The 22,262-nt window shown below is 62.0% G+C and carries 25 protein-coding genes; 22 read left to right on the top strand and 3 right to left on the bottom strand.

Annotated features, from left to right (window positions below; genetic code table 11):
- The first annotated feature begins 372 nt into the window (after window positions 1-372).
- Complete coding sequence (locus tag LQK83_RS09370) at window positions 373-534, top strand: hypothetical protein (RefSeq protein WP_230837135.1); 162 nt, start codon at window positions 373-375, stop codon at window positions 532-534.
- A gap of 59 nt (window positions 535-593) precedes the next feature.
- On the opposite strand, the gene LQK83_RS09365 is transcribed toward LQK83_RS09370, so the two are convergent.
- Window positions 594-1,226, bottom strand: a complete 633-nt coding sequence (locus tag LQK83_RS09365; protein WP_230837134.1) for a nucleoside/nucleotide kinase family protein — start codon at window positions 1,224-1,226, stop codon at window positions 594-596.
- Between the two features lie 139 nt (window positions 1,227-1,365).
- Window positions 1,366-2,121 carry a phosphonate metabolism transcriptional regulator PhnF gene (gene phnF / locus LQK83_RS09360; protein ID WP_230837133.1) on the bottom strand — a complete coding sequence of 252 codons (756 nt, stop codon included), beginning with the start codon at window positions 2,119-2,121 and terminating at the stop codon, window positions 1,366-1,368.
- 85 nt (window positions 2,122-2,206) lie between these two features.
- Here phnF and phnG point away from each other — a divergent pair, with 85 nt between their 5' ends.
- The 15 genes from phnG (at window position 2,207) to LQK83_RS09285 (ending at window position 15,291) form a co-directional block, all read left to right on the top strand.
- Window positions 2,207-2,689, top strand: coding sequence for a phosphonate C-P lyase system protein PhnG (gene phnG, locus LQK83_RS09355; RefSeq protein WP_230837132.1), 483 nt, complete (start codon window positions 2,207-2,209; stop codon window positions 2,687-2,689).
- The gene (gene phnH / locus LQK83_RS09350; protein WP_230837131.1) at window positions 2,689-3,297 is read left to right on the top strand and encodes a phosphonate C-P lyase system protein PhnH; all 609 of its coding nucleotides are present in this window, start codon (window positions 2,689-2,691) and stop codon (window positions 3,295-3,297) included. The genes phnG and phnH overlap by 1 nt, the downstream gene beginning before the upstream one ends.
- Window position 3,298: 1 nt before the next feature.
- On the top strand, window positions 3,299-4,405 hold the full coding sequence (locus LQK83_RS09345) for a carbon-phosphorus lyase complex subunit PhnI (protein WP_230837130.1): 1,107 nt from the start codon (window positions 3,299-3,301) through the stop codon (window positions 4,403-4,405).
- Window positions 4,402-5,295, top strand: coding sequence for an alpha-D-ribose 1-methylphosphonate 5-phosphate C-P-lyase PhnJ (locus LQK83_RS09340; RefSeq protein WP_230837129.1), 894 nt, complete (start codon window positions 4,402-4,404; stop codon window positions 5,293-5,295). The genes LQK83_RS09345 and LQK83_RS09340 overlap by 4 nt, the downstream gene beginning before the upstream one ends.
- Complete coding sequence (gene phnK, locus LQK83_RS09335) at window positions 5,292-6,068, top strand: phosphonate C-P lyase system protein PhnK (RefSeq protein ID WP_230837128.1); 777 nt, start codon at window positions 5,292-5,294, stop codon at window positions 6,066-6,068. The genes LQK83_RS09340 and phnK overlap by 4 nt, the downstream gene beginning before the upstream one ends.
- Window positions 6,069-6,085: 17 nt before the next feature.
- A complete protein-coding gene (gene phnL, locus LQK83_RS09330) occupies window positions 6,086-6,790 on the top strand; it encodes a phosphonate C-P lyase system protein PhnL (protein WP_230837127.1) in 705 nt (234 codons plus the stop codon).
- Window positions 6,791-6,793: 3 nt separating this feature from the next.
- The gene (locus LQK83_RS09325) at window positions 6,794-7,405 is read left to right on the top strand and encodes a DapH/DapD/GlmU-related protein (RefSeq protein ID WP_230837126.1); all 612 of its coding nucleotides are present in this window, start codon (window positions 6,794-6,796) and stop codon (window positions 7,403-7,405) included.
- Between the two features lie 127 nt (window positions 7,406-7,532).
- The gene (gene phnC, locus LQK83_RS09320) at window positions 7,533-8,360 is read left to right on the top strand and encodes a phosphonate ABC transporter ATP-binding protein (RefSeq protein ID WP_230837125.1); all 828 of its coding nucleotides are present in this window, start codon (window positions 7,533-7,535) and stop codon (window positions 8,358-8,360) included.
- A gap of 86 nt (window positions 8,361-8,446) precedes the next feature.
- Complete coding sequence (gene phnD, locus LQK83_RS09315; protein ID WP_230837124.1) at window positions 8,447-9,352, top strand: phosphonate ABC transporter substrate-binding protein; 906 nt, start codon at window positions 8,447-8,449, stop codon at window positions 9,350-9,352.
- A gap of 97 nt (window positions 9,353-9,449) precedes the next feature.
- Complete coding sequence (gene phnE / locus LQK83_RS09310) at window positions 9,450-10,412, top strand: phosphonate ABC transporter, permease protein PhnE (RefSeq protein WP_230837123.1); 963 nt, start codon at window positions 9,450-9,452, stop codon at window positions 10,410-10,412.
- Window positions 10,413-10,424: 12 nt separating this feature from the next.
- Window positions 10,425-11,762 (top strand): phosphonate ABC transporter, permease protein PhnE, encoded by a 1,338-nt coding sequence (phnE, locus tag LQK83_RS09305; protein WP_230837122.1) that lies wholly within the window; start codon window positions 10,425-10,427, stop codon window positions 11,760-11,762.
- A 124-nt stretch (window positions 11,763-11,886) separates the two neighbouring features.
- A complete protein-coding gene (locus LQK83_RS09300; protein WP_230837121.1) occupies window positions 11,887-12,555 on the top strand; it encodes a DUF1045 domain-containing protein in 669 nt (222 codons plus the stop codon).
- Window positions 12,556-12,571: 16 nt separating this feature from the next.
- On the top strand, window positions 12,572-13,711 hold the full coding sequence (locus LQK83_RS09295) for an alpha-D-ribose 1-methylphosphonate 5-triphosphate diphosphatase (RefSeq protein ID WP_230837120.1): 1,140 nt from the start codon (window positions 12,572-12,574) through the stop codon (window positions 13,709-13,711).
- Between the two features lies 1 nt (window position 13,712).
- Window positions 13,713-14,276, top strand: coding sequence for a phosphonate metabolism protein/1,5-bisphosphokinase (PRPP-forming) PhnN (gene phnN / locus LQK83_RS09290; RefSeq protein ID WP_230837119.1), 564 nt, complete (start codon window positions 13,713-13,715; stop codon window positions 14,274-14,276).
- A gap of 238 nt (window positions 14,277-14,514) precedes the next feature.
- Complete coding sequence (locus tag LQK83_RS09285) at window positions 14,515-15,291, top strand: siderophore-interacting protein (RefSeq protein ID WP_230837118.1); 777 nt, start codon at window positions 14,515-14,517, stop codon at window positions 15,289-15,291.
- A 24-nt stretch (window positions 15,292-15,315) separates the two neighbouring features.
- On the opposite strand, the gene LQK83_RS09280 is transcribed toward LQK83_RS09285, so the two are convergent.
- On the bottom strand, window positions 15,316-15,696 hold the full coding sequence (locus LQK83_RS09280; RefSeq protein WP_230837117.1) for a DUF2147 domain-containing protein: 381 nt from the start codon (window positions 15,694-15,696) through the stop codon (window positions 15,316-15,318).
- Window positions 15,697-15,847: 151 nt separating this feature from the next.
- Here LQK83_RS09280 and LQK83_RS09275 point away from each other — a divergent pair, with 151 nt between their 5' ends.
- The 6 genes from LQK83_RS09275 (at window position 15,848) to kdpB (ending at window position 22,261) form a co-directional block, all read left to right on the top strand.
- Window positions 15,848-16,642 (top strand): DUF1295 domain-containing protein, encoded by a 795-nt coding sequence (locus LQK83_RS09275; RefSeq protein ID WP_230837116.1) that lies wholly within the window; start codon window positions 15,848-15,850, stop codon window positions 16,640-16,642.
- Window positions 16,639-17,664 (top strand): SAM-dependent methyltransferase, encoded by a 1,026-nt coding sequence (locus LQK83_RS09270; RefSeq protein WP_230837115.1) that lies wholly within the window; start codon window positions 16,639-16,641, stop codon window positions 17,662-17,664. The genes LQK83_RS09275 and LQK83_RS09270 overlap by 4 nt, the downstream gene beginning before the upstream one ends.
- An 8-nt stretch (window positions 17,665-17,672) precedes the next feature.
- Window positions 17,673-18,197 carry a hypothetical protein gene (locus tag LQK83_RS09265; RefSeq protein WP_230837114.1) on the top strand — a complete coding sequence of 175 codons (525 nt, stop codon included), beginning with the start codon at window positions 17,673-17,675 and terminating at the stop codon, window positions 18,195-18,197.
- 203 nt (window positions 18,198-18,400) lie between these two features.
- Window positions 18,401-18,487 (top strand): K(+)-transporting ATPase subunit F, encoded by an 87-nt coding sequence (kdpF, locus tag LQK83_RS21840; protein WP_109854265.1) that lies wholly within the window; start codon window positions 18,401-18,403, stop codon window positions 18,485-18,487.
- Between the two features lie 18 nt (window positions 18,488-18,505).
- Entirely contained in the window at window positions 18,506-20,215 is a 1,710-nt protein-coding gene (gene kdpA, locus LQK83_RS09260) for a potassium-transporting ATPase subunit KdpA (RefSeq protein WP_230837113.1), read from the top strand.
- A 12-nt stretch (window positions 20,216-20,227) separates the two neighbouring features.
- Window positions 20,228-22,261 (top strand): potassium-transporting ATPase subunit KdpB, encoded by a 2,034-nt coding sequence (gene kdpB / locus LQK83_RS09255; RefSeq protein ID WP_230837112.1) that lies wholly within the window; start codon window positions 20,228-20,230, stop codon window positions 22,259-22,261.
- Window position 22,262: the final 1 nt, after the last annotated feature.

Below are 22,262 nucleotides of genomic sequence, written 5' to 3'. Positions count from 1 at the left end.
AACAGCAGGACGTATATCCAGGTTGAAAATCGGACAGAAAATCATACCCTTCCGATCCATTGCCCGCACCGCGGCCCTGGCATTACGTCCCTAGAGGCGAAGGCGAACGTCTGATGATCGGGCGCATGGTCCGGGTACGGCTCAGCCCCGTTCACCTGTCCGCAGCCCAATTCACTATGACCTGATCAACAACGCCGTATGTCACTCAAAGACGGCAGGAGGCATTTCGGCGGTCATCAACAGAAAATAATTCAAGGCAGCCGAAGCGCGCCTTGCCGCAACCTCTCCGGAAACTTAAAATAACATTAGCAGTGCCCAATGTTGCATCGCGGCAAAACAAAGGCAACACTTTCTTCTCGATGGATCAGGGACGTGAGAGTTCAGATTTTCTTGATTGTTCTGCTCATCAGCCTGATCTGCTGGGGTGGTTTCCTCTGGGCTGCGCGGGGCGGCTATAGAACCGCGCAGAATGCCGGCGTCGTTCCCAATCTGCATATCAAGCAGCATCTTGGCATTGAAGACCGTGAGCTTTGACGCCGGGAACGCCGGCGCTCGCGCGTCCGCGTCGGACATAGTTTCCGGTTGAAAACTCCTCAGGCGCTGATCACGAAATCCGGCGTGATGCTTCCTTCTTTCACCCGGCGGCCATTGGGCAGGTCGTTTCCGTCGAGCTTCCAGGCACGGTCTTCGGAGGAGAGGTCCTTCCAGCGCTCCTCCAGCCGCGCGCGCAAGACGTCTTCCGACTCTTCGATCATGACAGTGAGATCGTAAAGTGGATGCAATTCGCGCCAGCGTCCCTCGTCGAGCAGAAGATAATTGCCTTCGGCGATGATATAGCGAACGCTCTGCGGGATCATCCGGGCGCCTGCGCGCGCGATCTCGATAGAACGATCAAAGACCGGAACCGCGATCTCCGGCTCCGCATTCTGTCTCAGCCGCATCAACATATGGGCAAAGCCCGCCGTGTCGAAGGTTTCCGGCGCGCCCTTGCGCGGTCTGAGGCCTCGCGGAACCAGAAGCATGTCGTCGTAATGATAGCCATCCATGGGCAGAACGGCCGCAGAGCCGGGTTGCGCCTTGTTCAGCGCTTCGACGACCTTCTCCGCCAGGGTTGACTTTCCAGCGCCGGGCGGGCCGGCAATGGCAGCGATCACCCTGTTACCGACCTCGCCCCTTGTGACGATGGCGTCGATGAGCGTTTCGGTCGTGGCGACGATGCGTGTCATGATGATCCTGCCGAATTGATAAGGAGCGCAAGTTCCTTCATCTGAAGCCGTCACGCAAGAACGACTGCCGGCAAGCAACAGCTTTCCAACATGCCCAAACTCCGGAAGACGCGCCCGCCCCCTTCAACCGTCCGAGTGTTCAAAGCTCCATGTCGGTGCCGACATGCAAGCTGACGCGGCCCGCGGAAAACAGGGTACGGGAATACTGAACCGGCGCGCCGTCGAGATCGGCATTGATCGCCAGGGCTTCCAGCACAATACCGCCCGGCGTCAAACGCAGCCACTCGCGCTCGCGTTCATCGGCATGCCGGGCCGAGATGTCGGTTGAAACGCGCACATAATCGGCCAGCCCCATCGCGGCAAAGGCGCGGGTGACGGACCGCTCCCGCCGGAAATGCTCGTCGATCCCAGCAAAGCGGACGGTCGGAAAATGGTGAAATGCAAGCGACACGGGGATGCCATCGGCCAGTCCCAGTGATTCCAATGTCACGCAGGGGGCGCCGGGCGCGATGCGCAGCGCAGCTGCAACCTCCTCTGATGCGGAAGCCTCACCGGAAGCTATATAGACCGATTCCGGCCGCCGCGCCTGGCCACCAAGGCCCGATGAGAAACGTGTGCGTCTCGAGATCGGCATCTTCAGCCGGATGTCGTCGAGAATCTCGGTCCCCCTGCCCGGCCGGGCCTTCACGATGCCCTCATTCTGAAGCGCGGCGATGGCGGCGCGCACGGTGTGCCGATTGACGCCAAAGCGTTCCGCCAGCGCGATTTCGCCCGGCAGTTTCCCCGCTTCGCGAAATTCGCCCGCGCCGATGGCGATGCGGATATCGTCCGCAATCTGCCGCCACAGCGCCACACCACTCGTGCGGTCTACGCCCGCCTGCTTTGTTCTGGTCATGAAGATGTCACCCAAATGTCACTCGACAATGCTACTAACATGACTTAGGTTTAATTGTCTAGATAAATAGACATTTGAGGTTCAAATGCAAACCGCAGCGAAGACAGAACCGGCAAGGCCGCTGAGCGCCTCCGACGTGGCGCGAAAGCACCGCATCGAGCACCTTGGAAGGGCGACAGTCGAAGAGATGAGCCGGGCGCTGGACACAATGGGCGGCGCGCCTGAAGCCGTGAACCTGCGTGGCCCGGAAACGGGCCTCGTTATGATCCGGGGCCGCATGGGCGGCACGGGATCGCTGTTCAATCTGGGCGAGGCGACCGTCACCCGCGCCACGATCCGTCTGGCCAACGGCGCCGTCGGCCACGGCCAGCGGCTTGGCGGCGACAAGGCGGCGGCACGCCTCGCCGCCATCCTTGATGCGATGGGAGAAACGTCCGCGCATCGCAAGGCGGTCGAAACCTTCTGCAGCGAGGTCGCGACGCGGCTGGAAGCAGAAGACGCCAAGCTTGCCGCCGAGACGGCTGCCACGCGGGTCGATTTCTTTACCATGGTCCGGGGAGACGATTGATGCTCTTGCACACCGAAGCTCTTGAAGGCGGTTTCGCCAGTCCCGTTCTCGGCGCGCAGGCGACCTTCCGCGCCCTGCTGGACGCCATGGCCCGTCCCGGCACGATCCGCACAGCAGGCGGCGATGCCGCCCCGCCGCACCCGCTGAGCATTGCACAAGGGGCCGTCGCCCTCACGCTCACAGACCATGACACACCGGTCTGGCTCTCGCCCGCGCTTGCCCATGAAACAGTCAAGGGTTGGGTTGGCTTCCACACCGGCGCGGAAATCGTCGCATCATCCGCCCATGCGCGTTTTGTTTTTCTCGCCGCTGGCGAGGCGATCCCGGATTTACATGGCTTCGCTCCGGGTAGCCAGGACTATCCCGACCGCTCCGCCACGCTCGTTATCGAGTTGCCCGCCTTAAGCGGTGGCCCGGAATTTGTCGCACGAGGTCCCGGTATCAAGGACAGCACGAAGATCGCGCTGCAAGGCCTGCCTGCAGACTTCCTGCGCCGCTGGGCCGCCAACCGCGCCTTCTTCCCGCTGGGCCTCGACATCGTCTTCACAGCCGGCTCCGACCTTATGGCGCTGCCGCGTTCCACCGACCTTCAAGCCTTGGGAGGCTGACATGTATGTAGCCGTGAAGGGCGGCGAAGCCGCTATTTCCAATGCGCATCGGCTCTTGGCCGATCGCCGCCGGGGCGACCGGTCGCTGCCCGCGCTGTCCATCGACCAGATCGTCGCGCAACTCGCGCTCGGCGTTGACCGCATCATGGCCGAAGCCTCGCTCTATGACCGCACGCTCGCAGCGCTCGCCATGCGGCAGGCCCGCGGCGACATGATCGAGGCAATCTTCATCCTGCGCGCCTATCGCACCACGCTGCCGCGTTTCGGCTATTCCCGCGCCGTCGATACCGGCGCCATGCTGGTCGAGCGACGCATTTCGGCGACCTACAAGGACCTGCCGGGCGGCCAGCTGCTCGGCCCCACCTTTGACTACACCCACCGCCTGCTCGACCCGTCGCTTTTGGGCGATCACGAGGTCGCAGAAGGCATCCAGCGCGAGCCGGACACGGAACCGGTTATGCGCGTCTCCGACATTCTCGCCGGCGAGAGTCTGATAGAGATGGAGGAGCCCGACGAGACGGATACGGTTCCCGGCGATATCACCCGCGAGCCGCTGGAATTCCCGCTCGGTCGAGACGAGCGTCTTCAGGCGCTGGCGCGCGGTGACGAGGGTTTCCTTCTCGCACTCGCCTATTCGACCCAGCGCGGCTATGCCCGCACCCACCCCTTTGCCGGCGAAATCCGCATCGGTCAGGTCGAGGTCGAAATCGACATTCCGGAACTGGGCTTTGCCGTCTCCCTCGGCCGCGTGCAGGTGACCGAATGCCAGATGGTCAACCAGTTCAAGGGCTCGGCCAAGCAGCCGCCGCAATTCACCCGCGGCTATGGCCTCGTCTTCGGCCAGTCGGAGCGCAAGGCCATGGCCATGTCGCTGGTCGACCGGGCGCTGCGCGCGTCCGAATTCGGTGAGGATATCATTGCGCCCGCACAGGACGAGGAATTCGTCATTTCCCATTCCGACAATGTGCAGGCAACCGGTTTCGTAGAGCACCTGAAACTGCCGCATTACGTCGACTTCCAGGCTGAACTCGACCTCGTCCGCCGCATGCGCCGCGAATATGATGCGGCTCAGGAGATCGTTGAAGAGATGAAGGAGGCTGCGGAATGAACACGCACGAAACCGAACTCGCAACCTACAATTTCGCCTATCTGGACGAGCAGACCAAGCGGATGATCCGCCGGGCGATCCTCAAGGCGATTGCCATTCCCGGCTATCAGGTTCCCTTCGCCTCGCGCGAAATGCCCATGCCCTACGGCTGGGGCACGGGCGGCGTGCAGGTGACGGCCGCCGTTATCGGGCCGGAGGATACGCTGAAGGTCATCGACCAGGGCGCGGACGACACGACGAATGCGGTTTCCATCCGCGCCTTCTTCCAGAAGGTCGCCAATGTCGCCGTCACCACGAAAACCCGCGAGGCGACCGTCATCCAGACCCGCCACCGCATCCCGGAAGAGCAACTGACCGAGGGCCAGGTGCTCGTCTATCAGGTACCGATCCCGGAACCCTTGCGCTTCCTAGAGCCGCGCGAGACGGAGACGCGCAAGATGCATGCGCTGGAAGAATACGGCCTTATGCATGTGAAGCTCTACGAGGATATCGCCCGCAACGGTCATATCGCCACGACCTATGCCTATCCGGTCAAGGTCGAGGGCCGCTATGTCATGGATCCCTCGCCGATCCCTAAATTCGACAACCCGAAAATGCACATGTCGGAGGCGCTCCAGCTCTTCGGTGCCGGCCGCGAGAAGCGCATCTACGCGATCCCGCCGCACACCAAGGTCGTCAGCCTCGACTTCGAGGATCATCCCTTCGAAGTGCAGAAATTCGCCAAGCCCTGTGCGCTCTGCGGCGCGCATGGCGTCTATCTCGATGAGGTCATCCTCGATGACAAGGGCGGCCGCATGTTCGTCTGCTCCGACACCGATTTCTGCGAGGAACGCCGCGAGGCCGGCCATGTCGGCGAACTGGGCGTCGCCAACAAGGAGGCTGCGGAATGAACGATCAACCGCTTCTGAAAGTTCACGAACTCTCGAAATTCTACGGCGCCCGCATCGGCTGCCGCGATGTCTCGTTCGATCTCTGGCCGGGTGAAGTCCTAGCCATCGTCGGCGAGTCCGGCTCTGGCAAGACGACGCTGCTCAACTGCCTCTCGACGCGGCTCACCGCCGATGTCGGCTGCGTCGAATATCTGATGCGCGACGGGCAGTATCGCAATCTGGCGACCATGCCGGAGGCCGAACGCCGCTTCCTGATGCGAACGGACTGGGGTTTCGTCCATCAGAACCCGGCCGATGGGTTACGCATGACGGTATCGGCCGGCGCCAATGTCGGAGAGCGGCTGATGGCAGTCGGCGAGCGGCATTATGGCCGCATCCGCGAGACTGCCGGCGATTGGCTGGGCCGCGTCGAAATCGGCCTCGACCGCATGGACGACCAGCCACGCGCTTTCTCCGGCGGCATGCGCCAGCGCCTGCAGATCGCCCGCAATCTCGTGACCTCCCCGCGCCTCGTCTTCATGGACGAGCCGACCGGCGGTCTCGATGTATCTGTGCAGGCCCGCCTGCTCGATCTCATTCGCGGGCTTGTTCAGGACCTTGGCCTCGCGGTCATCGTCGTGACGCATGACCTCGCGGTCGCCCGGCTCCTGTCGCATCGCATGATGGTGATGAAGGACGGCCACGTCATCGAGCATGGGCTCACCGATCGCGTCCTCGACGACCCGCGCGAGCCCTACACCCAGCTTCTCGTCTCCTCGATCCTGCAAGTTTGAGGAAGAAAGGTTTTCCCATGGCAACGCCACTTGTCGTTTCCGAAGTCGCGAAATCCTTCACCATGCATTTGCGTGGCGGAACGCTGCTTCCCATCATCCAGGACGTCAATTTCTCGGTAAAAGCCGGCGAATGCGCCGTGCTCGGCGGACCTTCGGGCGCGGGCAAAAGCTCAATCCTGAAGATGCTGTTCGGCAATTATTCGGTCGATAACGGCCAGATTCTCGTCAACCACGAAGGCCGCATCATCGATCTCGCCATTGCCGATCCGCGCACCGTCATTCAGGTCCGCCGCAACACGATCGGCTATGTCAGCCAGTTCCTGCGCGTTGTCCCGCGCGTTTCGGCGCTCGATATCGTCGCCGAGCCGCTGACCGCCCGCGGCGCAACCCTTGAGGCTGCCCGCGCGCGTGCTGAGGAACTGCTCTCCGCGCTGAACCTGCCCCGCGAACTCTGGTCGCTGCCACCCGCCACCTTCTCCGGTGGCGAACAGCAGCGCGTCAATATCGCCCGCGGCTTCATCACCGATCACCCGATCCTGCTTCTCGACGAACCGACGGCCTCGCTCGATGCGAAGAACCGCGAGGTCGTGATTGCGATGATTGAGGAAAAGAAGAAGGCGGGCGTCGCTCTTCTCGGCATCTTCCATGACGAGGATGTGCGCGAGCGCGTCGCCGACCGCATTATCGACGTGTCCGGCTTTTCCGCACGAAAGGCGGCATAAGAGATGACCAAGCTTTCCGTCGCTCCCTTGATCGATCCGACCGCCAAGGTGAAGGACTGCACGCTCGGCCGATATACCGAGATTGCCGAACTCTGCCGCGTCAGTGAAACAGAGCTGGGCGATTACTCCTATATCGAGCGCGGCAGCATGGTCTGGTGCGCGACGATCGGCAAATTCGCCAATATCGCCGCCGATGTCCGCATCAATGCCACCAAGCATCCGATGTGGCGGGCAACACTTCACCACTTCACCTATCGCGCCGGCGATTACTGGCCGGATGCCGAGGACGAGAAGGACTTCTTCTCCTGGCGGCGTGAAAACCGTGTCACAATCGGCCATGATACCTGGATCGGCCATGGTGCGATCCTTCTTCCCGGTGTCACAATCGGCAATGGCGCTGTCATTGGCGCGGGCGCGGTGGTTTCCAAGGATGTCGCCCCTTACACTATCGTCGGCGGCGTACCCGCGGCACCGATCCGCGAACGCTTTCCAAAGGAAATTGTCGAGCGTTTCGAAGCCCTTGCCTGGTGGGACTGGGAGCATGACGCGCTGCGCGGCGCGCTTGAAGATTTCCGCGCGCTGGACGCCGAAGCCTTCCTCGCCAAATACGAATAACGGCGTCACATATTCCGTCACAAAACTGCAAAATCAAATTCAGAAAAATGCAACAAAACTGACATCGCGGCTTCAAGCTCGGGCAGTAGCGTTTCTCTTAATAAAAAATGAAACAGGGACTTGGTTCATGTTTGAGCTCAAGCAAGTGAGCCGTGTGTTCGGCCGCAAGACGGCTGTCGACAGCGTCAGCTTTGCGATTCCGTCGGGCCAGATGGTTGGCGTGATCGGCCGTTCCGGCGCCGGCAAGTCGACGCTGATGCGCATGCTCAATCGCCTGACGGATCCGACCTCCGGCGCGATTGTCTTCGACGGCTTGGAAGTCTCGGCGCTCAAGGGCAGCGCTCTGCGCGCCTGGCATCGCGACTGCGCCATGATCTTCCAGCAGTTCAATCTGGTTCCCCGTCTTGATGTTCTGACGAATGTGATGCTCGGCCGCCTCAACCACCGCTCAACCCTCATGAGCGTCCTTGGCTTGTTCAGCCGCGAAGAGCGCATCATGGCGATTGCAGCGCTCGAACGCCTCGGCATCGAGCAGACCGCTCTTCAGCCGGCCGGCACGCTCTCGGGCGGCCAGCAGCAGCGCGTCGCGATCGCCCGCGCGCTCATGCAGCAGCCGAAGGTTCTGCTCGCCGACGAGCCGATTGCCTCGCTCGACCCGATGAATGCGAAGATCGTCATGGATGCGCTGCGCGACATCAATGAGCGCGAGGGCATCACGGTCATCACCAACCTGCACACGCTCGATACCGCGCGCGCCTATTGCCAGCGCATCATCGGCATGGCAGGCGGCCGCGTCGTTTTCGACGGCACGCCTGCGGACCTGACGACAGAAGCGGTCAACCGCATCTATGGCGCGGACGGCGCCATCGACGAGACGATGACGTCCACGTCCATCAACCCGATCCCGGTCATGAAGCCCGCCGTGGCCGGTGCGCTCATGCCTGCCGTCAACTGACGGCGACAGTTCGCCCGCCAGCGTCAAAGGCAATCGTTGCAGCTTGAAGACTTTCCGGCAGATCGCCGGTTTTACTGGAGAAAACCATGTTCAAGAAAGCCCTGCTCGCCGCTTCGGCGGTTCTCGCGCTCGCCGTCAATGCGGGTGCAGCCGATCTCAAGGAATTTCGCGTCGGCATCCTCGGCGGCGAAAACCAGACGGACCGTCTGCGCAACTACGCCTGCCTTCAGGACCACCTTAAGAAGGAATTCGGCTTCGAGAAAGTCTCGCTCTTCCCGGCAGCTGACTATGACGGCGTGATCCAGGGCCTGCTCGGCGGTACGCTCGACTTCGCCGAACTCGGCGCTTCCGGCTTCGCAAACGTCTACCTGAAGAACCCGAAGGCCGTCACCCCGATCCTGACGACCCAGCAGAACGACGGCTCGACCGGCTACTACTCCATCGGTCTCGCGCTGAAGTCCTCGGGCATCAAGGACATCAAGGACGCCAAGGGCAAGAAGCTCGGCTACGCCGACCCGGACTCCACTTCGGGCTACCTCATCCCGCTCACCCAGATCCCGAAGGACACCGGCGCCCCGAACGACAAGTTCTTCTCGGCCACGCAGTTCAACGGCGGCCACGAGAACAACCTGCTCGCCGTCTATGACGGCAAGGTCGACGTCGCTGTCGACGACTCGTCGGGCATCGGCGATTTCGCTGACGGCTACACCTCCGGCACGTTCCACAAGCTTGTTGCCAAGGGCAAGGTCGATCCGTCCAAGCTGGTCGAAGTCTGGCGTTCGCCGCTCATCCCGAATGGCCCGCTCGTCGTCCGCAACGAACTCGGCCAGGAATGGCAGGCGAAGCTCGCCAAGTTCTTCACCGAGCTGCCGGCCAAGGACGCCAAGTGCTTCAGCGCCATCGAAGGCGGCGACTTCAAGGGCTACGTTCCGGTGACGGCCGACAACTACAAGGCCATCATTGACGTTCGCAAGCAGGCCATCGGCGGCTGATCCTCCGACATTCTGACGATGGGCGGCTCATCCGGGCCGCCCATTCTCTTGTTTATGCCAACCTCCCGACTATCCCGGAACACCCGACGGAGCCACGATGAGCGTTGCCCAAACCGAACCGGTCCTGAAAGAAACCACGCGCGACATCGTCGCAGCCTGGGACCGGACGACATCGAGCCGCAGGCTCTACACGGTCATCGGCCTCATCCTGATCGCCATCGGCTTTGTCGGCTCGGTTCAGTACGCCGATGAAGCCAATGCCGGCCACTTCTTCGAGCGCCTGCCGCATCTCTTCGACTTCCTGCAATGGCTGATCCCCAATGACTGGAACGATGTCTGGCGCGCGCTGTTCGGCCGCCCAAGCCCGCTCGCCAATGGCAGTGAGGCCTATGATTTCGCCTCCGGCCGTGTCTATATCTGGGGCGATTTCTATATCCCCGAATATTTCGAACTGATGATCACGACGCTGAATATCGCGATCTTCTCGACCATTTTCGGCTTTCTCATCGCCGTGCCGCTGGCCTTCATGTCCGCGCGCAACATCACGCCCTCGCCGGCCATCCGGTTCGGTGCGCGGCGGATCTGCGAATTCCTGCGCGCCTTTCCAGAACTCGTCTTTGCCGGCCTTTTCGCCGCGGTCCTCTCTGCCGGCCCGGTTCCGGCCATCGCCGCGATCCTGCTGCACACGATCGGCGCGCTCGGCAAGCTGTTTTACGAGATCATCGAAAACATCGACATGAAGCCGGACGAAGGCGTCCGCTCGGTCGGCGGCACGCGACTGGAGCGAATCCGCTTTGCCGCCCTTCCGCAGGTTCTGCCCAATCTGATCTCCTATGGCCTGCTGCGCCTGGAGATCAACGTGCGCGCATCGACCATCATCGGCGCCGTCGGTGGCGGCGGTATCGGCGAAGAGCTGCGTCTGGCGATTGCCCGCGGCTTCGGCGCCAAGACGCTGGCGCTGCTTCTGCTGCTCTTCCTGACGATCATTGCGGTCGATCAGCTTTCGGCCTGGCTGCGCAAGAAGCTCGTCGGCGAACATCAATTCCTGCTGGCGCATTGAGGGAGCCCGACCATGACGATGATCAACACCTTCGATCGCCGCGATATCGAGGCACGCTTCCCCGAGCTTCTGCACCGCACCCGCTGGCAGCGCTTCGGCGCGCCGCTTGTGATCATCGGGACGCTACTCTACGTTCTCTATGCCGTCTGGTTCTTCAACCTGCCGAAGATGGTGCATGAGGCCCATTGGGAGCGCTTCAGCATCTATCTGCTGCAATGGGTGAGCTACGACGTGCAGCCACAGTTCCGCGTCAAGGATAATGGCACGATCGATATCCGCTATCCGCGTTTTTCGGTTCTGGGCGACGATCCCAAGCAGCCGGCCTGGATCAAGACCGAGGCCGATGGTTCCTATAGCGTCGACATGGCCGGCGGGGTTCATATCGGTCGAACCGAGACCGTGGTGAACGCGCATGGCACCAGCCTCACGATCAGGACGTCCGGCACGACCCCCGTCGTGGTCGGCGCCGCACCTGCCTGGGTGAGCGCGTCCGCCGACAATGTCCAGGTCGATCTCGGCCTTTCCGGCTGGCTCAGCATCGACGCCAACCGCGTGAAGGTCGTCAAGCGCTTCTTCGGCTGGCCGAATTTCATATTCGACCCCACCTCGCCTTTCTTCGGCAAATCGACGAGCGAAGTCGTGTCTCTTCTGACCTCCGGCGAGCGCATCGATCCGAGCCAGTCTAACCTCTCGCTCGCCTTCGACAATTTCTGGAACAACATGACCTGGCAGCATGGCGACGTCTGGACGAAACTCTTCCAGACCATCGTGATGGCCTTCCTCGGCACGCTGCTCGGCGCAGTCGTCGGCTTCCCGCTCGCCTTCCTGGCGGCCCGCAACATCACGCCAAACCGGCTGCTCAATTCGGTTCTCAAGCGCTTCTTCGACTTCATGCGCTCCGTCGACATGCTCATCTGGGGCCTGTTCCTGACCCGCGCCTTCGGCCCCGGCCCCTTGTCCGGTAGCGGCGCCATCTTCCTCATGGAGGTCGGCTCGCTGGGCAAGCTCTATGCCGAAGCGCTGGAAAATATCGACAACAAGCCGCGCGAGGGCATCCGATCGGTCGGCGCCTCGCCGATCGCGATCCAGCGCTACGGCGTGCTGCCGCAGGTGATGCCCGTCTTTGCCGGCCAGACGCTCTATCAATGGGAATCCAACATCCGCGGCGCGACCATCATCGGCGCGATCGGCGCCGGCGGCATCGGCCTGAAGATCTGGGAAGCCATGCGCACCAACGACAATTGGCAGAACGTGGCCTACATGGTCGTTCTGCTGCTGATCGTGGTCTACGTCTTCGACATGATCTCCAACAAGCTCCGCAGCGCGATCGTCGGAGAAAAGATGATCTGACGATGCCGATTTCCGACCAAAGGACTGTCATAATCGGGGCCTATCTGCAAACCTCAAGTCTAGGCTACCCGATTCCCCGTTTGCCAGTCCTGACCTGTTCAGTTTGAAGCCAAGGAAGACCCCCTTGCGTTATGCAATCTATTTTTCAATGGAAGCCGACCATCCGCTGACCCGCGCTGCCGCATCATGGCTGGGTCGCGATGCCTTTGGTGAGGATGTTCCTGCCGCCACGGGTCGTGAGGAACTCGTCGCCGATCCGGCACGCTACGGCTTCCACGGTACGCTGAAGGCACCATTTCACCTGCGCGGCGGGATCGATCCGGCCAGCCTCTTCGACGCATTCGATGAGTTCTGCGCCGAAACACCGGCCTTCGAAATCCCGGAAGTCGTCATCGGCCAGCTCGGCCCCTTCTTCGCTCTCGTGCCGGGCATGGATTCCCATGCCGGCATCAACGCGCTGGCAGAGGCCTGTGTCCGCACCTTCGAACCCTTTCGCGCGCTCTTGAGCGAGGCGGACATTGCACGGCGCAAGCCGGATGCGCTTCCGGAGCGGCAGCGCCAATATCTCCTCGAATGGGGTTACCCCTACGTGTTCGAGGAATTCAGATTTCACATGACATTGACCGGGCCTGTCCCCGAGGCCGACCGGAGCGATGTCAGATCGAGACTTGAGATGCATTTCGGTCCTTTTGCCGGAAAGCCTCTAGCCACCTCGCATCTGGCCCTCTTCGTCGAGCCGGAACGCGGCGCGCCCTTCCATGTCGAACGGATCAAGCCGCTCAAGACGGCGTAAGGAAAGGCATGCACCCATGACTGCGGAATTTGTGATCAGAAACGCCCGGATCGTCCTGGAGGACGAGGTGCGGCATGGCTCGGTTCTCGTCCGCGACGGACTGATTGCCGACATTACGGCGAACTCCTCGGCACCCGGAGAGGATTTTGATGGCGATTACGTCATACCCGGCCTTGTCGAACTCCACACCGACCATCTGGAATCGCACTATTCCCCGCGTCCCGGCGTGCGCTGGAACATGATGTCGGCGATCCAGGCCCATGACGCGCAGATCTCATCCTCGGGCATCACCACGGTGTTCGATTGCCTGCGCATGGGCGCAGACGAGGATGGCGGTTTCGACGACGGCGAAATGCGCATGATGGCGGATGCGTTGCAACAGGCTGCCGACGAGGAACGGTTGCGTGCCGATCACTTCATCCATCTGCGTTGCGAAGTCTCGGCGCATAATGTGCTCGACCACTTCAACGCCTTCAGCGATGTCGCCGCCGTCCGGCTCGCCTCGATGATGGACCATGCGCCGGGTCAGCGCCAGTTCCAGACCATGGACCAGTACACGCTCTATTACAAAACCAAGCGCGGCCTTTCCGACGAGCAGTTCGCGGAATTTGTGCAGCGCCGCCTCGAAGCATCTGAAAAATATTCCAACCAGCACCGCATCGCGATTGCCGATTCCTGCCATGCGCGCGGTATCTCGATTGCATCGCATGACGACGCAACGCTTGATCATGTCGAGGAAGCCAAGAGCTTCGGTGTGCGCCTGGCCGAGTTCCCGACCAGCATGGAAGCCGCAAAGGCATCGCATGAGGCTGGCATGAGCGTGCTGATGGGCGCGCCGAACATCGTGCGCGGCAAGTCGCATTCCGGCAATATCGCCGCCCGCGATCTCGCCGAACACGGCGTGCTGGACGTTCTTTCTTCCGACTACGTGCCGCTGAGCCTCATCCATGCGCCCTTCATTCTGGCCGAGACGCATGAGGATATCTCGCTGCCGCAGGCGCTCGCCATGGTCACCGCAACACCGGCCCGCACCGTCGGTCTCGACGATCGCGGCCGCATCGCGCCCGGCCTGCGCGCCGATCTCGTCCGCGTTCGCCGCAACGACGGCGTTCCGGTTGTGCGCGGCGTGTGGCGTCAGGGTCGTCGGGTGGCGTGACATGGGCGCGGGAACGATCTTTGTCGTCGTTGGTCCGAGCGGCGCTGGCAAGGACAGTGTCATGGATCTTGCGCGCCGCCAGCTTGCCGGCGACAAAACAATGTATCGCTTCGTCAAGCGATACATAACGCGGCCTAAGGAGGCGGGTGGCGAGGATCACCAGCCGGTCGATCATGCCGGCTTTAGCGAACTGGCGGCGACCGGAAAGCTTGCCCTGCACTGGCAGGCGCACGGCCTGTTCTATGGCATACCCGTCGAAACGCTGGACGATCTCGATGCGGGTCGGATTTTGATCGTCAACGGCTCTCGCGCTGCCCTGCCCACTTTTCGCGAGGTCTATGGAGATGCGCTGAAAGTGGTTCTGGTGACCGCGCCGAAAGACGTGCTTGCCGAGCGGCTGGCCGCACGCGGCCGCGAAAGTGCCGAGAGCATCCTTCAGCGCCTTGAACGCAGCGGGGAACTGGGCGACGACACGACTGCCGATCTGGTCATCGTCAACGACAAGGATCTGGCAAAGGCCGGTGATCTTTTCACCAACTATCTCCGCTTGAGCCTCGCGGCCTGACACAGAACCCCACTTGAATCTCTGCGGTATGATCTGACCGCTGGGGGTACGAGAATGGAGCTTTGTATATGCCCCCGCCAGACATCTGCCACATTTCGAGCTTCTGTAAGCTTCATGATGCAATGTCCCAGCCAAGACGCAAAGACACGTAAGCGTTAACGTCACCCAACGCGCCAGTGAAGAAGGCGAAGCCCGCAAAAAGGCCGGCTTGCCTTCGCTTGCCTAAAGGATCCAGGACATGACACTGAACGACCATGCGACCGCGCTTTCGGAAGCACCGCCCGTGATCGAACGCGCCCGCCTCGAACTCAAGCGCCGCAATCTGACCATCGCCCGATCCGAGCGGCTGTCAGACGGCATGCTGCGGCTGCATTTTACAAGTGAGGACCTTGCCGATTTCGCCAGCCTTGCCCCGGACGACCATATCAAGCTTTTCATCCCCAATGCGGATGGCCAGCCTTTCATGCGGGAATATACGCCCCGGCGCTTCGACACTGCCGCCCGTACGCTGATCATCGATTTCGCTGTCCACGATGCCGGTCCGGCGACCTCGTGGGCGCTGAAAGCCCAGGCTGGCGACACGATCGAGATCGGAGGCCCACGGGGCTCGGCGCTGCTGCACGGCCGGATCGACCATTGGCTGCTGATCGGCGACGAGACCGCTATTCCCGCGATCGGCCGCCGGATTGAGGAGGCGGCACCCGGCGTGACGCTGACCAGCGTGATGGCAATTGCAGCAGACGAAGACAGACAAAGCTTCGAGGGAAGGGCCACACACCGAGAGATCTGGGTGACCCGCCCAGTCTCCGACAGTGCGAACGCGCAACCACTGATCACCGCCCTCAACCAGATCGAGCTTCTTCCGGCGACTTTCGTTTGGATTGCCGCAGAAGCGAAGGTTGCCAAGGCGATCCGGACTTACATGACGGACACCCGCGGCCTCCCAGCCGGATGGTTCAGGGCGTCGGGCTACTGGCAGATGGGCGAGCCCGGCGCGCATATGAGCATTGATTAAGATCGACTCGGTCGCGGGTGCTGTCTACTGCGCCCGCGACCAGCTCACCGACTTGCAGACGATCTTGGCAAGGACGCAGCCGCGCGTCGTCATGCTGGAGCCCTTCACGTCGACCTGCAGATTGTAGGTCAGGCCGCGCTGGGGGTCCTGCGCCTTGCCCTCGTATTTGCCGCCGCCGGACGAGGTGACATTCATGATCAGCTTGTCACCCACCTTTTCGCTCGGCGTACCCGGCTTGATCCAGAGATTGGTGGCGCAGAGAGCAGATCCGCAGCTCTCGATACGAACCTTTGCGTTGCCGTCGCCGCGTGACCAAACCCCTTTCATGGATCCGTCTTCGGCAGCAAACGCCTGTCCGGCGCCCATAAGAACAAGAGCTGTCAGTGCAATCGAGCGGTTCAACATCGCAAATATCTCCTCAGAAATTTTATGCAACTGATTACGGTTTGAAGATCACGGCGGATCGCGCACCAGCGAAATTCTGAAATCCAGAACGCCGATGCCCCCGTAATGAGTTCCATAGAAACAAATGGATTTGGCGATGAATGCGCTTTCGATGATAGTTCCCCTGATATTCCTTTCGCTCGGCATGGCCGCCGCTTGGGCTGTGCAGCGCAAGACCGGCAATAGCGGCTGGGTGGATATGGCCTGGTCGGCGCTGACCGGAATTGCGGCGATCATCGGCCTTGCGCTCGCTGGCGTCTTGACCACTGAGCCGGGCATCGTGGCGGCGCTGATCCTGGCGCTGTGGGCGGCGCGGCTCGCCGTTCACATCGGCGGTCGCAGCCGGTTCGCTGGCGAAGATCCGCGTTACGCGGCACTTATAGAGGAATGGGGCAACGCAGCACCGCAGCAGCTCTTCAAGTTTCTCCAGATTCAGGCCGTCGTATCCTTCATCCTGGTGATCTCGGTCATGGCCGCCACCACCGGCGTCGCGACACTGACGCACTTCCACCTTGCTGCGCTCGCGGTCGCCGTGATCGCCATTACGGGAGAAGCGATCTCCGACCGCCAGCTTTCCGAGTTCCGTCGCGAAAACAAGGGCTTCAAGGGCATTTGTGATGTGGGTCTCTGGCGCTGGTCGCGCCATCCCAATTATTTCTTTGAATGGCTTTACTGGTGCGCATGGCCGGTGATGGCTCTTTCCACGGGCAGCCCCCTGGCGATAGCTGCATCGCTGCTCGCGCCCGCACTCATGTATTACCTTCTCGTGCACGTGTCGGGCATTCCGCCGCTCGAAAAGCACATGCTGGCATCCCGCGGCGAACGCTTCCGCCAGTACCAGCAGCGCGTGAATGCCTTTTTCCCCGGCCCGCCCCGCCCGCTCGATTTCAAGGAGACCGCGAAATGACCATGATCGCCAATGTCATCAATGCCGCCGAGCGGGTGAACCTTCCCGACTGGCTGACCGCCGCCGGCGTGGAGTTCCTCGTCGGACGCACGGGCCGCCGTCTTCAGACCGTCGCAGAGACCGAAGAGGCGATGTTCTTCGAGACGATGAAGGCCTATCCGATTGCCATCCACACGGACGAGGCGAACGAGCAGCATTACGAAGTGCCCGCGGACTTTTTCGGCCTGGCGCTCGGCGCACGCCGCAAATATTCCTGCTGCTTCTATGAAAATGCCGGCGACACGCTCGACCAGGCGGAAATCGCAGCCCTGAAGCGCACCGTGGAAAATGCCGGCCTCGCCGATGGCCAGACCATTCTGGAACTCGGCTGCGGCTGGGGTTCGCTGTCGCTCTACATGGCGGAGCATTTCCCCAACTCATGTATCGTCGCAGTCTCGAATTCCGCCTCCCAGCGCGCCCATATAGAGGGCGTAGCCAAGGCGCGCGGTTTCAAGAACCTCGCCGTTCGTACCGCCAACATGACCGAATTCGACCCGCAGGCACAGTTCGACCGGATCGTTTCGGTCGAGATGTTCGAGCACATGTCGAACTGGCACGAACTGCTGACCCGCACCCGCTCATGGCTGAAGCCGGACGGCCGCCTCTTCATGCATATCTTCACCCATCGCGACCGATCCTACCGCTTCGACCATCGGGACCAGGCCGACTGGATCGCACAGCACTTCTTCACCGGCGGCATCATGCCCTCGCATGAGCTGATCCACCGCTTTTCCGATATCTACAAGGTCGAGGCCGAGTGGAAGTGGAACGGCCAGCATTACGAAAAGACGGCGAAGCACTGGCTGGAAAACTTCGACAGGAACGACGAAGCCGTGCGCCGGGTCCTGAGCGAATGCTACGGCAAGGATGCACAGGTCTGGCATCGCCGCTGGCGCCTCTTCTTCCTCGCCACCGCAGGTCTCTTCGGTCACAACAATGGCGAGACCTGGGGCGTTTCCCACTACCGGCTGTCGCCGGCATGACGCTCGCCATGGACAGAAGCGAGCCCCGCGCGCTCGATCCATTGACATCGGCAGCCATGTCGGTGTCGACGGTGATTGCGCTCAACAAGCCTATCTATCCTCTTTACGTCTGGTGGCTCGCGCCAGACGCACTGAAGGCATCGTTCTGGACGGCCGCGTCGTTTCCCATCTGGGTCGCCCTGCCCTTTCTGGCCCGGCGCAATCCTTATGCGGCACGGGTCGCACTGGTCGCTGTCGGCGCAATTGACACGGTCGCGATCGGCATGGCGCTGGGCGACGGCACGGGTGCCTGGCTCTTCCTCTTCGCGGCCCTGATGCTCGCGGCCATGTCCTTCGAAGCGGCAGAGGTCTGGACGAGGCGCATCGCCATTTCGGCAGTCTTCGTGCTGTTCGCTCTCGTCTATGGCCGCTTTCCGGTGGGCCTCGCGGGCGCATTTTCGCCTGAAAGTGTTGCGACGCTGTTCAAGCTTAACGCCTTTGGCGCGGCCGCACTTCTTGCCTTCATCGGCCTTCGCTATCCTTCCTCACGCTGACCGCGTGAGGACGATCTTTATGTTTTCCTGATGCGCCCTCCCCACCTTCGCAATCGAGACCTGACCTGATGCGGGCGTAAAATCCGGACCTGTAACAACAGGAGTCCGGACATGTCCGACATCATCTTTCTCGCGCTGGGCATCGGCACGTTCATCGTGCTGGCCCTTTATGCGCACAGCCTCCAGCGTCTTTGAGGCTCGCCATGATCATTCCCGTCATCGGCTTCATCATTGCCGTCGCTCTCGCCGTCTATCTGGTCGCCACGCTTCTGCGACCGGAGAAATTCTAAAGGTCGGGGAGAAACATCATGACACTTATCGGATGGGTTCAGATCGGCTTTCTGCTGGCGCTCGTGCTGGCTTCGATCAAACCGCTCGGCCTTTACATGGCCAAGGTCTTCTCAGGCGAGAAGACAGTCCTCGCGCCGGTCCTTGGACCGCTTGAGACCGCCATCTACAAGCTTTCCGGCATCAATCGCGACAAGGAACAGGGTTGGCTTGCCTATACGCTCGCCATGCTCGCCTTCTCGGTCGCCGGCTTCGTCGTACTTTATGCCATCATGCGCCTGCAGGCCTATCTGCCGGTCAATCCGCAGGGCTTTGGCGCTGTCCCGAGCGATCTCGCCTTCAACACCTCGGCGAGCTTCGTCACCAACACCAACTGGCAGAACTATTCCGGCGAAGCGGTGATGAGCAATTTCACCCAGATGGCCGGTCTGGCCGTGCAAAACTTCCTCTCTGCCGCCACCGGCATGGCGCTCGCCATTGCCGTCACGCGCGCCTTCATCCGTTCCAAGGCGGAAACGGTCGGCAATTTTTGGGTCGATACGACACGGGCGACGCTTTACGTCCTGCTGCCGCTCTCCATCATCGTCACGATCGCCTTCATCTTCCTCGGCCTGCCGCAGACGATGGACGGCTCGGTGACCGCCACGACGCTGGAAGGTGCCAAGCAGGTGATCACGCTCGGCCCCGTTGCCAGCCAGGAAGCCATCAAGCAGCTCGGCACGAATGGCGGCGGTTTCTATAACGCCAACGCCGCGCATCCGTTTGAAAACCCGAACGCGATTGCCAACTACATCAACATCTTCGCCATGCTGTCGATCTCGGCGGCCATGGTCTACATGTTCGGCCAGATGACCGGCAACCGCAAGCAGGGCTGGGTTCTCATCAGCGCCATTGCCGTCCTGCTCATCGCCGGTATCGGCATCACCTACTGGGCGGAAACTGCCGGCAACCCGATCCTGACCTCGCTCGGCCTCGACCCCTCCATGGGCAACATGGAAGGCAAGGAAGTCCGCTTCGGCCAGGCCATGTCCACGCTCTACACGGCGGTCACGACAGGCCTTTCGGACGGCGGCGTCAACAGCATGATCGGTTCCTATACCGGCATCGGCGGCCTCGTTCCGATGTTTCTCATCCATCTCGGCGAAGTCCTGCCGGGCGGTGTCGGCTCGGGTCTCTATGGCCTGATCGTCTTCGCCGTGCTCTCCGTCTTCGTTGCCGGTCTCATGGTCGGCCGCACGCCGGAATTCCTCGGCAAGAAGATCGAAAGCCGCGAGATGAAGTTCGCCATGCTGGCGGTTCTCATCCTGCCGCTGGTCATCCTTGCCTTCTCCGCCATCTCGGCCATGCTGCCCGCAGCGGTCGCCGCCATCGGCACGCCCGGCCCGCACGGCCTGTCGGAAATCCTCTATGCCTTCACCTCGGCTGCCGGCAATAACGGCTCGGCCATGGCAGGCCTCAGCGGCAACACCGTCTGGTACAACACGACGCTCGGCATCTCCATGCTTCTCGGCCGCTTCGCCTATGTCGTCCCGGTCATGGCCATTGCCGGCTCGCTCGCCGCAAAACAGAAGATCCCCTCTTCCAAGGGTACCTTCCCCACCGACACGCCGCTTTTCGCCGGCCTGCTGATCGGCATCATCCTGATCCTCGGCGGACTGCAATTCTTCCCGTCACTGGCACTGGGCCCGATCGTCGAGCACTTCGCCATGATGGCCGGCCAGACGTTCTAAAGGTCAATGACAATGTCCAACAAGACAACAACCCCGGCCCTTCTTGATCCGAGCATCGTGTTCCCGGCCATCAAGGACGCCTTTATCAAGCTCGATCCGCGTCAGCTGATCCGCAACCCGGTCATCTTCGTCACGGAAGTCGTCGCCGCCTTCGTATCCGCCATCTTCATCCGCGACCTGATCGCGGGTGGAAACGAAGGCGTCTTCTCCGGTCAGATCGCTGCCTGGCTCTGGTTCACCGTGCTCTTCGCCACCTTTGCCGAAGCCGTCGCCGAAGGGCGCGGCAGGGCGCAGGCCGAAAGCCTGAAGAAGACCAAATCCGAACTCGTCGCCCGTCGTCTCAAGGACGGGCGCGAGGAAAAGATCGCCGCCACGCTCCTCAAGCTCGGCGATATCGTCATCGTCGAGGCCGGGGAACTCATCCCCGGTGACGGCGAAGTGATCGAGGGCATCGCCTCGGTCAATGAAAGCGCCATTACCGGCGAATCCGCTCCCGTGATCCGCGAATCCGGCGGCGACCGCTCGGCCGTCACCGGCGGCACACAGGTTCTCTCCGACTGGATCAAGGTCAAGATCACCGTTCAGCCGGGCTCGAGCTTCGTCGACCGCATGATCGCCCTGATCGAAGGCGCCGAACGCCAGAAGACGCCGAACGAGATCGCGCTGTCGATCCTGCTCTCAGGCCTCACGATCGTCTTCCTCATCGTCGTCGTCTCGACCTGGGGCCTCGCCGGCTATTCCGGCACGCTGGTCTCGGCCACGGTTCTCGCCGCTCTCCTCGTCACGCTGATCCCGACCACGATCGGCGGCCTGCTCTCGGCCATCGGCATTGCCGGCATGGACCGCCTGCTGCGCTTCAACGTGGTGGCCACCTCCGGCCGCGCCGTGGAAGCCGCCGGCGACGTCGACACGCTGCTGCTCGACAAGACCGGCACGATCACCTTCGGCAACCGCATGGCGTCCGAATTCCTGCCCGTTCCCGGCGTCGATGCCCATGAACTGGCGGAAGCCGCGCTTCTCGCCAGCCTTGGCGACGACACCCCGGAAGGCCGCTCCATCGTGGCGCTTGCCAACGGCACCTATGGCGTTGCAACGCCGAACATCACGCCCGATCTCGTCGTGCCCTTCGCCGCTGAAACGCGTCTGTCGGGCTGCGACATCGGCACCCGCCGCCTGCGCAAGGGCGCGGTGGATTCCGTTCGCAACTTCACCGGCCTCACCGAAGCCGAATGCCCCCCGGCATTTCGTCAGGCGGTCGACAAGGTCGCTCGCTCGGGCGGCACGCCGCTCGCCGTCGCCTCCGGCAACAAGCTGCTCGGCGTCATCCACCTGAAGGATATCGTCAAGCCGGGCATCAAGGAGCGTTTCGCGGAACTTCGCGCCATGGGCATCCGCACCGTCATGGTGACGGGCGACAATCCGGTCACCGCTGCGGCGATTGCCTCTGAAGCCGGCGTCGACGACTTCCTCGCCGAAGCAAAGCCGGAAGACAAGCTCGCCTATATCCGCGAGCAGCAGCGCGGCGGCCGCCTCGTCGCCATGTGCGGCGACGGGACCAATGACGCTCCGGCGCTTGCCCAGGCAGACGTTGGCGTGGCCATGCAGACCGGCACGCAGGCCGCCCGCGAAGCCGCCAACATGGTGGACCTCGATTCCAGCCCGACCAAGCTCATCGAGATCGTCGAGATCGGCAAGCAGCTGCTGATGACACGCGGCGCGCTCACCACCTTCTCGATCGCCAACGACGTCGCGAAATATTTCGCGATCATCCCGGCGCTCTTCGTGGTGACCTATCCGCAGCTTTCAGCACTCAACATCATGGCGCTCGGTTCTCCGAAGTCCGCCATCCTGTCGGCCGTGATCTTCAACGCGCTGATCATCATCGCGCTGATCCCGCTGGCGCTGAAGGGTGTCTCCTACCGTCCGGCAGGGGCTGCCACACTGCTGCGCCGCAACCTCCTCATCTACGGCCTTGGCGGCATCCTGCTGCCCTTCGCCGGCATCAAGATCATCGACCTCGCGGTCGTCTTCCTCCACCTGGTATAAG

The organism is Rhizobium sp. C1 (assembly GCF_021026335.1).
In the GTDB taxonomy this organism is placed as follows: Bacteria; Pseudomonadota; Alphaproteobacteria; order Rhizobiales; family Rhizobiaceae; genus Ensifer_A.
This window is presented reverse-complemented; position numbering and strand designations above follow the sequence as displayed.